We start from the raw sequence: 13,602 nt of genomic DNA, 5'->3' as shown, positions 1-13,602 counted from the left end.
CCGCCTCCGGGGCCGACGCGTTCACCCCCGTGCCGTCGAGCAGGTGGGAGACCTTCTGATGCCCGACCGTGAACCGCCCCACCCCGTCGCGCCGTTGCACCCCGAGCTGGTCGCGCTGATCGCCCGGGCCGCCGGGGCGCCGCCCGGCTGGGCCGAACTGCTGACCCCGGAAGCCCGGCTGGACGGCGACCTGCTGCTCGACGAGTGCGAACTGGCCGCGCTCGCCGAGCACCTGCGCGTCCGCTTCGGCCCGACGGCCGACCTGGCCGGGCTGCGCGCCGGACTGGACCTGGCCGCGCTGGAGTCGCTGACCGTCGCCGACCTGCAGGAACTGCTCCCCGAGGAGGATGCGCGATGACCCGTTTCCTGGTGGTGATGCCGCCGTTGACCGGCCACGTCAACCCCGCGGCGGGCATCGCCGCCGAGCTGACCGCGCGCGGGCACGAGGTCGCCTGGACCGGAACCGAGTCGGTGCTGCGCCCGCTGCTCGGCCCCGAGGCCCGCGTCCTCGGCACCGGCACCCGGGCGTTCCGGGCTCAGGGCGGGCACGGGCTCGCCGCGCTGCGCTCGCTCTGGGAGGGCTTCATCGTCCCGTACGCGCGGTTCACCGCGAAGCCGCTGGACGCGATCGTGCGGGAGTTCCGGCCGGACGTCCTGTTGGTCGACCAGCACACCCCAGCGGGCGCGCTGGTCGCCCACCGGCACGGCCTGCCGTGGGCGAGCTTCGCCCCCGGGGCGATGGAACTGGGCCGCCCGTACCGGGCGTTGCCGCAGGTGGAGGCCTGGATGACGGGGCTGCTGCGCGGGCTGTGGGAGCGCGCCAAGCTGCCCGGGCAGGAGTACCTGGACCCGCGCTTCTCCCCCGCCCTGGTGCTGGCGACCACCGGGCCCGCGCTGACCGGCGACGTCTCGCCGCCCCCGCAGTACGCGCTGGTCGGCCCGGTGCTGCCGGCCACCCGGCCGGCCGATCCGCACTTCCCGTGGGACCGGCTGCTGCCGGGGCGCCGGCGGGTCCTGGTCACCATGGGCACGCTGGCCGGCGAGCTGGGCGCGGACTTCCACGCCCGGGCCGCCCGGGCGCTGGAGCTGTGCGGGGACGACGTCCAGCCGGTGTTCGCCGCCCCGAGCGAGCTGCTGCCCGAACTGCCGCCGCAGGCCGTCGCGGTGGACCGGGCGCCGGTGCTGGAGCTGATGGCGCGCGGCACGCTGGACGCGGTGCTGTGCCACGGCGGGATGAACACCGTGGGCGAGGCGCTGACGCACGGCCTGCCGCTGGTGACCGCGCCGATCCGGCACGACCAGCCGTTCGTCGCGGCGCAGGTCGCGACGGCCGGGGCGGGGCTGCGGGTGCCGTTCGCCCGGGTCACGCCGGAGCGGCTGACCCAGGCCCTGCGGACCGTCCTGGACACGACCGGATACCGGCGCAACGCGGTTCGGGTCGGCGAGGCACTGCGCGCGGGCGGCGGGGCGGCGGCCGCGGCGGACCGGCTGGAGGAGCTGGCCGCGGGCCGCCCGGACGCCCTGACGGCGGGCCGTCGAGCAGGCCCCCTTTAGCAGACCGGAAGATCACACGTCCATTGGTCTAGGCCATTGTTTCCGGGCCGGGGTTCACCCTAGGGTGGCGCGCAGCACCGCCTTCGCAGGTGCCGAGCACCGCCTTCCCGGGTGCCGTGGCAGCCCATCCCCGCACGGGAGTTTCGGTTGATCGAGACCACGGGACTGCGCAAGTCCTATCGCAAGAAGACCTCCCGCAAGAGCGGCGAGAACCCCACCGTCGACGCCGTCCGCGGCATCGACCTGTCCGTCTCCGCAGGAGAGATCTACGGCTTCCTCGGGCCCAACGGCGCCGGGAAGACCACCACCCTGCGCATGCTGGCCACCCTGATCCGCCCGGACGGCGGGCAGGCCGGCATCGCCGGGGCCGACCTCTTCACCGACCCGGCCGGCGTGCGCCGCCGGATCGGCTACGTCGCCCAGGGCGGCGGCACCACCGACACCGTCAGCGCACGCGAGGAGCTGATCCTCCAGGCCCGGATGTACGGCGCCGCCAAGGCGCAGGCCGTCCAGGCTGCCGAGAGCGCGCTCAAGGCCTTCGACCTGGCCGACTTCGGCGACCGGCCGTGCGCCACGTACTCCGGCGGCCAGCGCCGCCGGGTGGACATCGCGCTCGGCGTCATCCACGAGCCACGGGTGCTGTTCCTGGACGAGCCCACGGTCGGGCTGGACCCGGCCAGCCGGGCGTACGTGTGGGAGGAGATCCGCCGGCTGCGCACCGAGGGCATGACCGTCGTCGTCACCACGCACTACCTCGACGAGGCCGACGCCCTCTGCGACCGGGTGGCGATCGTCGACCACGGCCAGGTGGTGGCCGAGGGCACGCCCGAGGCGCTCAAACGCGAGATCTCCGGCGACGTCGTGCTGGTCGGGCTGGAGCCCGGCGAGGGCGTCGCCGAGCGGGCGGCCGAGGTGCTGCGCCCGCAGCCGTACCTGCACCGGCTGGAGGTGCATGGCGAGGACGGACTGCGGCTCTACCTGGAGGACGGTGCGGCGGCCATCCCGCAGCTGCTGCGCGCCCTGGACGGGGCGGGCGTGACACCCGGCACCGTCCAGCTCCAACGGCCCAGCCTGGACGACGTGTTCCTGGCCCGCACCGGCCGCTCGCTCCAGCAGTCCTGACCCGCCCACTCCTGGGGAGACCATGAAGCTCGCCCGCGACACCTGGCTGGTCTTCCAGCGCCAGGTGCTGCTGATGATCCGCACCCCGATCTGGATCGCCGTCGGGATCATCCAGCCCGTGTTCTACCTGCTGCTGTTCGCCCCGCTGTTGAAGAAGGTGCTCGCCCCCGACGGCGCCGGCAGTTACGCCGACGCCTACCAGGTGTACGTGCCGGGCCTGTTGGCGGTGCTGTGCATCTTCGGCGGGCTGTTCACCGGTTTCAGCCTGCTCGGCGAACTGAAGGCCGGCATCATCGAGCGCTCCCGGGTGACCCCGGTGAGCCGGCTGGCGCTGCTGCTCGGGCGCGCGCTGCGGGAGATGGTGGCGCTGCTGGTGCAGGCCGTCCTGATCACCCTGATCGCGCTGCCGTTCGGTCTGCGGGTGAGCCCGCTGAACCTGCTGCTCGCCTATCTGCTGCTCGGGCTGCTGGCGCTGATGACCTCGGCGATCTCCTTCGGCATCGCGCTGATGGTGCCGACCGACGCGGCGATGGCCCCGGTGGTGAACACCATCGCGCAGCCGATCGCGCTGCTGTCGGGGGTGCTGCTGCCGCTCACCCTGGCGCCGCACTGGCTGCAGCAGACCGCCAGGTGGAACCCCTTCTACTGGGCGGTGGAGGGCATGCGCGCGCTGTTCTCCGGTCATGTCGGGGACAGCGTGGTCTGGCAGGGCCTGCTGGTCGTCGCGGTGATGACGGTCCTGTCGGTGTACTGGTCCGCCCGGCTGTTCTCCACCCGGGTGCGCTGAGGCACCACGGGCGCGGAGCGGAGGGGCCCGGCTCGCGAGCCGGGCCCCTCCGCTTCGCGCCGTGCGCCGCTCAGGCGGTGATGAACGCCGCCAACTTGGCCACCCCGTCGATGATCTGAGTCTGGGTCAGCGAGCTGATCGAGAGTCGGAGCCGGTGCTCGCCGCCGCCCGCCGGGTAGAACGGCGCCATCGGCGTCCACAGCACCCCGTACCCGCGGGCGCAGCGCTCCATCGCCGCGTCGTCGGCGGCGAACGGGACGGTCAGCACCGCGAAGAAACCGCCCTCGGGCCGGTTCCAGGACACCCCCAGACGGCGCCGCTCGGAGGCCGGGAAGTGCCGGTCCAACTCGCGCAGCAGGGTGTCCATGCCGGCCGCGTAGTGGGTCGTGGCACTCGCGTTGGCCTCCCGCAGCCGGCAGTCGTGGCGCAGCAGCATGCCGCCGATGACGGCCTGGCTGAGCGCGGGCGTGTTGACCGTCGTCATGCTCTTCAGCTTGGCCAGTTCGTCCGCCAGCAGGGTGCGCCGCCCGCCGGGGGCGGCCACCTCCTGGTCGGCCACGACGTAGCCGAGGCGGGCGCCGGGAAAGCAGGTCTTGGCGAAGGAGCCCAGGTAGACCACCTGGCGGCGGCGGTCCAGTGCCTTGAGCGTCGGCCGCTCCCCCGGGTCGCGGGCGAAGAAGCCGTACGGGTTGTCCTCGATGACGAGCAGGCCCTCCGCGGCGGCCGCGTCCAGCAGTCGGCTGCGGGCGGCGACGGGCATGCTGGTGCCCGAGGGGTTGGCGAAGTCCGGGACGACGTAGAGGGCGCGCGGGCGGCGGCCCTCGGCCCGGACGGCCCGGGCGGCGGCGCGGACGGCCTCCGGGGCGGGGCCGCCTCCCGGGCCCTCGGGGACCGGGAGGGTGGTCAGGTCGAGCAGCCGGGCGGCGCCGGTGACGCCGACGTAGCAGGGCGAGCTGACCAGCAGGACGTCGTCCGGACCGGCGCACAGCGCGCGCAGGGTGAGCAGCATGCCCTCCTGGGCGCCGACGGTGAGCACCAGGGCCTCGGGGGCCACCGCCAGGCCCTCGTCGTTGGCGAGGGTGCGGGCGACCAGGTCGGCGATGATCCCCTTGGTGGGGCCGTACTGGAACAGCGCGGTGCGTACGGCGTCCCGGTCGTGGCCGCGCGCCGCCAGGTGGGCGAGGTAGGTGTCCAGGTAGCCGGGGACGTCCTCGGGGTCGAAGAAGCCCTCGTAGGGGCGGCCGGGGGCGAAGGAGACCGCGTCGGGGTAGCGGGTGGTGACCTCGTTGAGGAAGGTCATCGCGTCCAGCAGCGGGTCGGCCAGGCTCGCGTGCAGTTCGGCCAGGGGCAGGGGTTCGGGCGCGCTCACCGCAGGGCCTCGCGCAGCCGCTCGGCGGCGTGGCGCTGGGCGTCGGCGGCCGCGTCCAGGGTGCCGGTCATGGCGAAGAAGCCGTGCGGCATCCCGGCGTAGCGGCGGGTCTCCACCGGGACGCCGGCCGCGCGCAGCGCCGCCGCGTACTGCTCGCCCTCGTCGCGCAGCGGGTCGTACTCGGCGGTGATGACGGTCGCGGGCGGCAGGCCGGCCAGGTCGGGGGAGCGCAGCGGGGAGGCGTGCGGGTGGGCGCCGTCGGCGGGGTCGGCCAGGTAGTGGCCCCAGTACCAGGCCACCGAGCGCCGGTTGAAGAGCAGCGGGTCGTCGTACTCGCGCAGCGAGGGGGTGTCGGCGCCGTGGTCGGTGTTGGGGTAGACGAGCAGCTGGTGGCGCAGGGCCGGGCCGTCCTCGTCGCGGGCGATCAGGGTGAGGGCGGCGGTGAGGTTGCCACCGGCGCTGTCGCCGCCGACGGCGAGCCGGTCGGGGTCGACGCCGAGCTCGCCGGCGTGTGCGGCGAGCCAGGAGAGCGCGGCGCGGCAGTCGTGGACGGCGGCGGGGAAGGGGTGTTCGGGGGCGAGCCGGTAGCCGACGGAGGCGGTGACGCAGCCGACCGCGTTGGTCAGCCGGCGGCAGATCGCGTCGCTGGTGTCGGGAGAGCCGAGGGCCCAGCCGCCGCCGAAGAGGTAGAGCAGGGCGGGCAGTGGGCGGCCGGGCGGTTCGGGCCGGTAGAGCCGCAGGGCGAGTTCGCCGCCGGGGCCGGGAAGGCGGTGTTCCTCGACGGCGGCGACCGGCTCCGGGCGGCCGGCCGCGGCGCGGATGTCGGCGAGGTCGGCGGCCCGGGCCTCGGCCAGGGTGAGGGTGTAGAGCGGCGGTGCGCCGCTGCTCGCGCGCCGGGCGCGCAGGGCCTCGGCCTGGGGGTGCAGGGGCATGGCTGGTCCCGTTCGGTACGGAGGTGGCGGCGGACGGTGGCCCGTCCGACTGATCCCGCCGGTCGGACTAGCGGTCGGCTTCGACGTAGACGGTCTCGTCGGTGCGGAACGCGGTGTCGAGGTCGGCGACGTCGGGGCGGGCGCCCTGGCGGTAGGCGCAGTGGCGGATCTGCTCGGGGTCGAAGCCGGCGAGGGTGAGGACGTGCCGCAGCTCGTCCAGGTCGTAGATCCACTGGTGCCCGTAGTAGCGGAAGATCTGGTTGACCAGGAAGGCCGGGCGGGCGGGCATCGGCGGGCCGAAGCCGAGCGTGGCGAGGCGGCGGCGGTGCTTGGCGAGGAAGGTGTCGCCGGTCGCGTAGCCGACCAGGTAGCGGGCCAGGTCCGGGGTGGTCAGGCGCAGCACGCCGCCGGGGCGCAGGACGCGGCGGGCCTCGCGCAGCCAGCCGACCGCGACGGGCATGGTGACGTGCTCGATCAGGTGCTCGGCGTAGACCCAGTCGACGCTGGCGTCGGCGAAGGGCAGCGGCCGGCCGATGTCGAGCTGGGTGAACCAGCGGTCACCGTCGACCCGGTAGAGGGTGCCGGGTTCGGTGGCGGCCCCGGGGCCCTGCAGGGTGGCGAGGTCGGTGCCGAGGCCATCCGGGTGCGCGGTCCGGAAGGCGGCGAACTCGATGCCGGTGAGGCCGAGTTCACGGAACCCGGCGTGGTCGCGTGGCAGCCCGCCGGGGCGCGCTTCGAGCTTGTCGCAGGTGGCGACCTGCGCGCTGAAGGCGTCCAGGCGGGTGGCGAGGCCGTCGGGGTCGTCCCAGTCCCAGTCGGGGAAGGGGTCGTTCTGTTCGGTCATCTGGTGTTCTCCATCTAGAACGTGGAACGTGCTGCGGGCGGTGCGCGGTTCAGCCGACCGGACCGGGCCAGGGGGCGAGGACGGTGCGGTCGAGGTCCGCGAGCCGGGGGCGGCCCAACAGGGCCATGGTGTGTTCCAGTTCCTCGCGCAGCAGGTCGAGGACGCGGTGCACGCCGGCCTCCCCCTCGGTGGCCAGGCCCCAGAACACCGGGCGGCCGACCAGGACGGCGCGGGCGCCGAGGGCGAGGGCGACGGCGATGTCGGCGCCGGTGCGCACCCCGCCGTCGAGCAGGACCGGCAGATCGGCGGGCACGGCGTCGACCACCTCGGGCAGGGCGGCCAAGGAGGGCAGGGCGCCGTCGAGTTGCCGCCCGCCGTGGTTGGAGACCAGCACGGCGTCGACGCCGTGCTCGGCGGCGAGGCGGGCGTCCTCGGCGGTCAGCACGCCCTTGAGGACCAGCGGCAGCCGGGTGCGGGCGCGCAGCCAGTCCAGGTCGGACCAGGTCAGGGTGGGGTCGAACTGTTCGCGGGCATGCTCGGCGATGCCCGAACCCCCGCCGGTCGCACGGTGGCTGGCGGACATCAGGGCCGGGTCCAGGTTGACCGCGCGGACGGCGGGCGGGATCGCGAAGCCGTTGCGCAGGTCGCGCAGGCGGCGGCCGATCCGGGGGGCGTCCACGGTCAGGACGAGCGCGGAGTAGCCTGCCGCCTCGGCGCGTTCGACCAGGGCGGCGAGCGCGGCGCGCTCGCGCAGCCAGTACAGCTGGAGCCAGAGCGGGCCGGTGGCGGCGGCCGCGATCTCCTCCAGGGTGCGGCTGGCGAACATCCCGGCGACCAGCAGCGCCCCGGCCCGGCCGGCGGCGCGCGCGGTGGCGGTCTCGCCCTCCGGGTCGACCAGTCGGTGATAGGCCATCGGGGCGATCCCGACCGGCAGGCCGAGCGGCGCGCCGAGCAGGGTGCGCCCGGGCGAGCAGGCCGAGACGTCGACCATCGTGCGCGGGCGCAGTGCATAGCGTGCGAACATCTGACGGTTCGCCGCCATGGTGCGCTCCGCACCGCTGCCGCCTTCGATGAAGTCCCATATTTCCGGGGGAAGTTGGGCGCGCGCGGCGCGCTCGATCCCGGCCAGCGTGAGTTCTCCCACGGGCATCCTCGATTCCTGGGCGGCCACGCGTGGGCCTGCCCCGGTTCGGCAGCGTAGGAGCAACAACCACATTGGTATAGACCTTGATTTGACCAAACGTCTGTGCAATGGTCTGGCAACGGAATTGACCGTTTTGGTTGTGAACGGCGTTCATGTCAAATCCCCTCACTTCTGCGGAGCGGTGTTGACCGGCTTTTCCCCCTCTTCACTTCCGCCTTCCTCACCGCCGCACGCCGACGCCCCGGATGCCTGGGTCGACCGGTCGCTGCTGGCCGGCCCCGGAGGCGAGGAGTGCCTGCATCTCGGCGTACCGATCGATCGGGACGCCCTGCGCGCCCTGGTCGACGAGCAGGCCGCGCACCTCGCCGCGGCCGGGCTCGGCCCCGGCGGCACCGCGGCACTGCGGCTACCACCCTCGGTGGCGTTCGTCGCGGTGCTGCTGGCGTGCTGGCGGCTCGGCGCCCAAGTGGCTCTGCTCGACCACCGGTTGACCGACCACGAGGTCGACTCGGCGGTGGCGCGGCTGGCCCCGCAGGTGCTGGTAGGCTCCGCTCACCGGCCCGCGGCGGCTCTGCGCGGCTTCTCCGAGGTGGAGCCGGTGGCCGTCCGACTGCCGGACGGGCTCCCGGCCCGCACCGGGCACGCGCTGATCCAGCTCAGTTCCGGATCCACCGGACCGGCCAAGGTCATCGCCCGTACGGCCGCCGACCTGCTGCGCGAACTCGACTGCTACCGCAGGCTGGTGGAGTTCCCCGGCGAGGGCGAGCGGGTCGTCCTGCTGTCCTCGGTCGTGCACGTGCTCGGCCTGGTCGGCGGACTGCTCAACAGTCTGCACGCCCGCGTCGCGCTCACCGTGCCCGAGCGGATGACGGCGGCGGGCATCCTCGCCGCGGTCGCCGCCGGCGACCGGCCGACCACCGTCATCGGGGTGCCCTTCCACGCCGAGCTGCTGGCCGGCGCCGTCGCTCCCCCGGCGCTGCCGCAGCTGCGGCGGATGATCGTGGCGGGCGAGCTGGTCCGCCCGGGCCTGCCCGCGCTGTTCACCGACCGCTACGGCGTCCCGCTCGGCACCATGTACGGGATGACCGAGACCGGGGTCATCGCCACCGATCTGTCCGGCGCGCTCCACCCGGCCAAGCAGCCCGTCCACGGGATGCGGCTGCGGCTGGTCGCGGGTGAGCTGCAGATCGGCGCGGCGGCCTCGCCGTACCCCGGGCTGGACGACCCGACCCGCTGGTCGGACGGCTGGCTGCACACCCGCGACGCGGCCGAACTCGACCAGGCCACCGGCCGGGTCAGCGTCCTCGGCCGGCTGGACTCCCAGGTCTCGATCGGCGGCCTCAAGGTCGACCTCACCGAGGTCGAACAGGCGCTCACCGCGCTGCCCGAGGTCCGCGAGGCCGTGGTGGTCTTCGCGGACGGCGCGATCGAGGCCTACCTGGCCACCGAACCCGACGCCGACCTGGCCCGCGTCCAGGACGGGCTGGCCCGCCGGCTCGCCGCCTACAAGCGGCCGCGACGGCTCGCCCTGCTGCCCCGCCTGCCCCGTACCGCCACCGGAAAACTCCTGCGCGACCCGGCCGCCCTGCGCACCACCACCACGGCCGCCGCGCGCTGATCCACCGCACACACCCCGACGTTCGCGCCCCGACGTTCACGCCCGACAAGGAGCCACCACCATGCAGGACCGCATCCGCGAGTTCGTCCTCGCCTCGCTGACCGAGATGCAGTACGACGTCTCCGAGGTCACCGGGGACACCGACCTCGGCCCGGCCGGACTGGACCTCGAATCGCTCGCGCTGGCCGAGCTGTCGGTGCAGGTCGAGGACGAGTTCGGGATCAAGTTCGACCTGGACGAGATGGAGACCACCGCGCTGATGACGCTCGACGAGTTCACCACCGACGTCGTCAAGCGGATCGCCGCCGTCGCCCCCGCCGGCAGCGCGGCGTGACCGGCGCCGCCCTCCCCGACCGGGCCGAGGTCCGCGCGATGCTGGCGGCGTTCGGGCAGCGCGCCGCCGACACCGTGCCCGAGGACCTCGGCTCGCTCGAACTCACCTGGCTCATCGCCGAGTTCGAGCAGCGTTACGACATCCAGGTGGACCTCGACGACGACCGCTTCGGCGCCGTCCGGACGGTCGACGACGCGACCGAGCTGCTGCGTGCGGCCGTCCTGGCCGAACGAGCGGGTGCACGGCCGTGACCGGCGGCACGTCATCCGCGCACCGGCCGCGCGACCGGCCGGTGGTGACCGGGCTCGGTGTGCTCAGCGCCGCCGGGCGCGGGCTCGGCCCGTTGACCGAGGCCACCGCCCACGGCAAGGCCGCGTTCGGCCCGGTCACCCGCTTCGACGTGGACGCCCGCCGCACCACCCGGGCCGCTCTGCTCCCCGACGACGTGCCGCTCGCCCACACCTTCCCGCTGGCCCGCGCGGTGCTCGACGCCGTCGGCCAGGCCTGCCGCCAGGCCGGGCTGACCGCCGCCGACGGCGCGGCCACGCCCGTCCTGCTCGCTCTGCACAGCGACGAGCGGACCCGGAGCACCACCGAGGCGGTGGCCGCCGGGGTGCGCGCCACCTGGGGCGCCGCCGGGGTCACCCGCGTGTACACCGGCGCCTGCGTGGCGGCCGCGACCGCCGTCGCGGACGCCGCGACGCTGGTCGCCGCCGGGCGGCACGAACGGGTCCTGGTCGCGGCCGGGCACCTGGTCGAGCCGGGCGTGTTCGCCGTCTTCGACGCCGGGCGCGCGCTGGCCCGGGACGGCGAGCTGCGCCCGTTCAGCGCCGGCCGGACCGGCACCCTGCTCGGCGACGCGGCCGCCGCCGTACTGGTCGAGGCCGCCCCGGCCGCCGAACGGCGCGGCGCCGCCGTGCTCGCCCGGCTGGCCGGCTGGGGCCGGGCCGGGGACGCCCACCACGTCTGCCGCCCCGAACCGGGCGGCGCCGGGGTCGCCCGGGCCGTCGAGGCGGCGCTCGCCCGCGCGGACGTCGCCCCGGCCGAGGTCGGCTACGTCAACGCCAACGGCACCGGCTCCACCCTCGCCGACCAGGCCGAGGCGAGCGCGCTGTGCCGGGTGTTCGGCCGGCACCTCGCCGAACTCCCGGTCAGTTCCAGCAAGTCCGTGCACGGACACGCCCTGGAGGCCTCCGCCCTGCTCGAACTCGCCGTCACCATCGGCGCGTTGGACACCGGACTGCTCCCCGTCAACGCCGGCTGGCTCGGCCCGGACCCGGACGTCGGCCTGGACCTCGTCCTGGACGGCCCCCGTGCCGCCCGCCCCCGCTACGCACTCAGCCTCAACTCCGCCTTCGGCGGTGCCAACACCGCCCTGCTGGTGGCCCCCGCATGACCGGCCACCGGACCCCGCCCGCCGTCCGACGGCACCGACCCCGTACCCCGGCACCCACACCATGACCACCGACACCGCACCCACCGACGCCACACCCACCGACGCCGTCGCCGCCGCCGGCCTGCGGGTCCTCGCCGAGGCCCGCCGACCCGACCCCGGCCTGGCGGGCCCGCCGCCACCGCTGCCCGGCTTCGCCGCCTCCGGCTTCAACCCGCTGGTCGCCGACACCGCCGACCGCTGCCTGCGCGCCCACCACGGCGCCCCGCCCGCCCCCGGACGGACCGCACTGCTGCTGGCCAGCTCCGACGGCGACCGCGCCACCGCGCGGGCCATCGACCGGAGCGCCGAACCCGGCCGGCGGCCGGCACCGCTGCTGTTCTTCCAGTCCAACCCCAACGCCGTCCTCGGGCACATCGCCGCCCGCTGGGGCCTGACCGGCCCCGTCGTGGCGATCAGCCCCGCGCGGACCGCCCCCGGACGGGTACCGCAGGACGCATTCGACCTCGCGGCGCTGCTCCTCGCGGACGGCGACGCCGACCGGGTGCTGGTCATCGCCGCCGAACAGGGCGAGGACGGCGGCCACGCGGTGGCCGTCCTGGTCACCGGCTGAACCGGCCGCCCGCCACCGGCCGTCCCCACTGGTGAGGCCCGACGCCTGAAGCAGCCGCACCCGGCAGACCAGCATCGGCCCCCGTCGGACCCAACGACCCCGTCGACGACTCCCATCGGCACCTGCGTCGCACCCGTCGACGCCCTTCGCCGCCCGCGCGGCCGCCCGACCCACGCCAACCGATCAGCCGCCCGGGCCGCCCCCGGCCCCGATGGAGGGATCCACCCCCGTGACCATCCGCAGTGTCCGCTCCCTGCTCGCGGACGACCCCGACGTGGGCGCCGGCAACGTCCTGACCGCCCGGCTCGCACTCGGCCTCGGCCTGGACGAGCCGCTGCTGACCTTCGACACCCCGGTGGACGGCCACCCCGCCTGGCAGCCCCTCACCCTGCGCGAGCTCGACCGCGCCGTCCGGGCCCGCGCCGCCGCCCTGCACGCCCTCGGCATCACCCGGCGCGACCCGGTGGTGGTCTACGCGGGCGACGCCGCCGACCACGTGCTCTCCTTCCTCGCCCTGACCCGGCTCGGTGCCATCCCCGCGCTGCTCAACCCCAACGTGGACGGCGAGCGCGCCGCCCGCTACATCGCCCGCCTCGGCGCCGTCGGCGTCCTCGCCGACCCGGCCCGCCTGGCCGCGCTGGCCGGGCGCGAGATCGGCGCGCCGCTGCTGCCCGAGATCGGCACGCTCGGCTCCGGCGACCCGGCGGCCGCCCCGGAGCCGTACCGGCACTGGTCCGGCGACCCGGTGGCGATCACCCACTCCTCCGGCACCACCGGGATGCCGAAGGCCGTCGTCCACTCGCACGCCGGCCTGTACGCGGCGATCCGCCACCGGCTGCGGCTGCCCCGCCCGCAGGGCCAGGACCGGATGCTCAGCGCCCTGCCCGCGCCGCACGCCGCGACCCTGATCGCGCTCAACCTCGCGCTCAGCTCGCACACCGAACTCGCCGTGCTGTCACGGCAGTCCGGCGCCGGAGTGCTGGACGCGATCGAGCGGTGGCGGCCCACCGGCGTGATCGGCTTCGCCGCCACCTGGGCCGAACTCGCCCACCACGACCTCGCCGCCCGGGAGCTGGACACCGTCGCACTGTGGTGGAACACCGGCGACTGCGCGCACGAGGTGCACATCCGCCGCCTGATCGCCACCGGCAGCCGGGAGTCCGTCACCCGCGAGGGCCGGGTCCGCACGCCGGGTTCGCTGTTCGTGGACGGCCTGGGCTCCACCGAGATGGGCCACTCGCACTTCTTCATCACCCACGGCCCCGGCACCGAGCGCTACGGGCGCTGCGTCGGCCGCCCGCACGCCTTCGTCGACTGCGAGGTGGTCGGCCCGGACGGCGAGCCGCTCGGGCCCGGCGAGGTCGGCGAACTCGCCACCTCCTCACCGACCCTGGCGCTCGGCTACTGGAACGACTCGGCGACCACCTTCCGCACCAGGATCCGCGGCCGCTTCCTCACCGGCGACCTGATGTACCGGGACGAGGAGGGCTACTACTACCACGTCGACCGGGCCGTCGACTCGGTCGAACTCGGCGACGGCAAGCGGCTGTTCACCGCCATGTCGGAGGAGCGGGTACTGGCCGCCCGCCCGGACGTGGCGGACTGCACCGTGGTCGCGGTCCGGGACGGCGAGCGCGTGGTCACCGACGTGCTGCTGATCCTCGCCGCCGACGCCGACCCGGCCGCCGACCGGACCGAGGACGTCATCGCCGCCCTGGACGAGGCCGCCGCCGCGACCGTGCGCCAGGTGCTGGCCGTCTCCGGCGACGACATCCCGCTCGGCCCCACCGGCAAGGTCCGCAAGGTGCTGCTGCGCCAGCGCTACCTCGACGCCGCGGCCGGTGCCCGATGACGGGGCACGGCGAGCTCGCCCCCGCCAGCCGCGCGGTGCC

14 protein-coding genes are annotated in these 13,602 nt (G+C 75.2%); 10 read left to right on the top strand and 4 right to left on the bottom strand.

The window, feature by feature from the left end; all coding sequences use genetic code 11:
- The first annotated feature begins 58 nt into the window (after positions 1-58).
- The 4 genes from ACIO5E_RS11520 to ACIO5E_RS11505 all read left to right on the top strand — a co-directional run bounded on the left by ACIO5E_RS11520 (position 59) and on the right by ACIO5E_RS11505 (position 3,463).
- A complete protein-coding gene (locus tag ACIO5E_RS11520) occupies positions 59-358 on the top strand; it encodes a hypothetical protein (protein WP_400666117.1) in 300 nt (99 codons plus the stop codon).
- A complete protein-coding gene (locus tag ACIO5E_RS11515) occupies positions 355-1,554 on the top strand; it encodes a glycosyltransferase (protein WP_400666115.1) in 1,200 nt (399 codons plus the stop codon). Before ACIO5E_RS11520 ends, ACIO5E_RS11515 begins: the two co-directional genes overlap by 4 nt.
- A 147-nt stretch (positions 1,555-1,701) precedes the next feature.
- On the top strand, positions 1,702-2,676 hold the full coding sequence (locus tag ACIO5E_RS11510; protein WP_400666113.1) for an ATP-binding cassette domain-containing protein: 975 nt from the start codon (positions 1,702-1,704) through the stop codon (positions 2,674-2,676).
- A gap of 22 nt (positions 2,677-2,698) precedes the next feature.
- On the top strand, positions 2,699-3,463 hold the full coding sequence (locus tag ACIO5E_RS11505; RefSeq protein WP_400666112.1) for an ABC transporter permease: 765 nt from the start codon (positions 2,699-2,701) through the stop codon (positions 3,461-3,463).
- 70 nt (positions 3,464-3,533) lie between these two features.
- Here ACIO5E_RS11505 and ACIO5E_RS11500 read toward each other — a convergent pair whose 3' ends face one another.
- From ACIO5E_RS11500 to ACIO5E_RS11485, 4 genes are all read right to left on the bottom strand, one after another.
- Entirely contained in the window at positions 3,534-4,832 is a 1,299-nt protein-coding gene (locus ACIO5E_RS11500; RefSeq protein ID WP_400666110.1) for a PLP-dependent aminotransferase family protein, read from the bottom strand.
- Positions 4,829-5,764, bottom strand: coding sequence for an alpha/beta hydrolase (locus ACIO5E_RS11495; protein WP_400666108.1), 936 nt, complete (start codon positions 5,762-5,764; stop codon positions 4,829-4,831). Before ACIO5E_RS11495 ends, ACIO5E_RS11500 begins: the two co-directional genes overlap by 4 nt.
- A gap of 67 nt (positions 5,765-5,831) precedes the next feature.
- Positions 5,832-6,608, bottom strand: a complete 777-nt coding sequence (locus tag ACIO5E_RS11490) for a class I SAM-dependent methyltransferase (protein ID WP_400666106.1) — start codon at positions 6,606-6,608, stop codon at positions 5,832-5,834.
- A 49-nt stretch (positions 6,609-6,657) separates the two neighbouring features.
- Positions 6,658-7,758, bottom strand: coding sequence for an alpha-hydroxy acid oxidase (locus ACIO5E_RS11485; protein ID WP_400666104.1), 1,101 nt, complete (start codon positions 7,756-7,758; stop codon positions 6,658-6,660).
- Between the two features lie 175 nt (positions 7,759-7,933).
- On the opposite strand from ACIO5E_RS11485, the gene ACIO5E_RS11480 reads away from it, so the two are divergent.
- The 6 genes from ACIO5E_RS11480 (at position 7,934) to ACIO5E_RS11455 (ending at position 13,562) form a co-directional block, all read left to right on the top strand.
- Complete coding sequence (locus ACIO5E_RS11480; protein ID WP_400666102.1) at positions 7,934-9,370, top strand: class I adenylate-forming enzyme family protein; 1,437 nt, start codon at positions 7,934-7,936, stop codon at positions 9,368-9,370.
- A gap of 61 nt (positions 9,371-9,431) precedes the next feature.
- Positions 9,432-9,704 carry a phosphopantetheine-binding protein gene (locus ACIO5E_RS11475; RefSeq protein WP_400666100.1) on the top strand — a complete coding sequence of 91 codons (273 nt, stop codon included), beginning with the start codon at positions 9,432-9,434 and terminating at the stop codon, positions 9,702-9,704.
- Complete coding sequence (locus ACIO5E_RS11470) at positions 9,701-9,955, top strand: acyl carrier protein (protein WP_400666098.1); 255 nt, start codon at positions 9,701-9,703, stop codon at positions 9,953-9,955. Before ACIO5E_RS11475 ends, ACIO5E_RS11470 begins: the two co-directional genes overlap by 4 nt.
- Entirely contained in the window at positions 9,952-11,100 is a 1,149-nt protein-coding gene (locus tag ACIO5E_RS11465) for a beta-ketoacyl synthase N-terminal-like domain-containing protein (protein WP_400666096.1), read from the top strand. The genes ACIO5E_RS11470 and ACIO5E_RS11465 overlap by 4 nt, the downstream gene beginning before the upstream one ends.
- Positions 11,101-11,161: 61 nt before the next feature.
- Positions 11,162-11,710 carry a hypothetical protein gene (locus ACIO5E_RS11460; protein ID WP_400666094.1) on the top strand — a complete coding sequence of 183 codons (549 nt, stop codon included), beginning with the start codon at positions 11,162-11,164 and terminating at the stop codon, positions 11,708-11,710.
- A 229-nt stretch (positions 11,711-11,939) separates the two neighbouring features.
- A complete protein-coding gene (locus ACIO5E_RS11455) occupies positions 11,940-13,562 on the top strand; it encodes a class I adenylate-forming enzyme family protein (protein WP_400666092.1) in 1,623 nt (540 codons plus the stop codon).
- The last annotated feature ends 40 nt before the right edge of the window (positions 13,563-13,602 follow it).

The organism is Kitasatospora sp. NPDC087314, from assembly GCF_044744365.1.
Classification (GTDB): Bacteria; Actinomycetota; Actinomycetes; order Streptomycetales; family Streptomycetaceae; genus Kitasatospora.
Note: the sequence above shows the minus strand (reverse complement) of the source record. Positions and strands in the feature narration are given on the sequence as shown.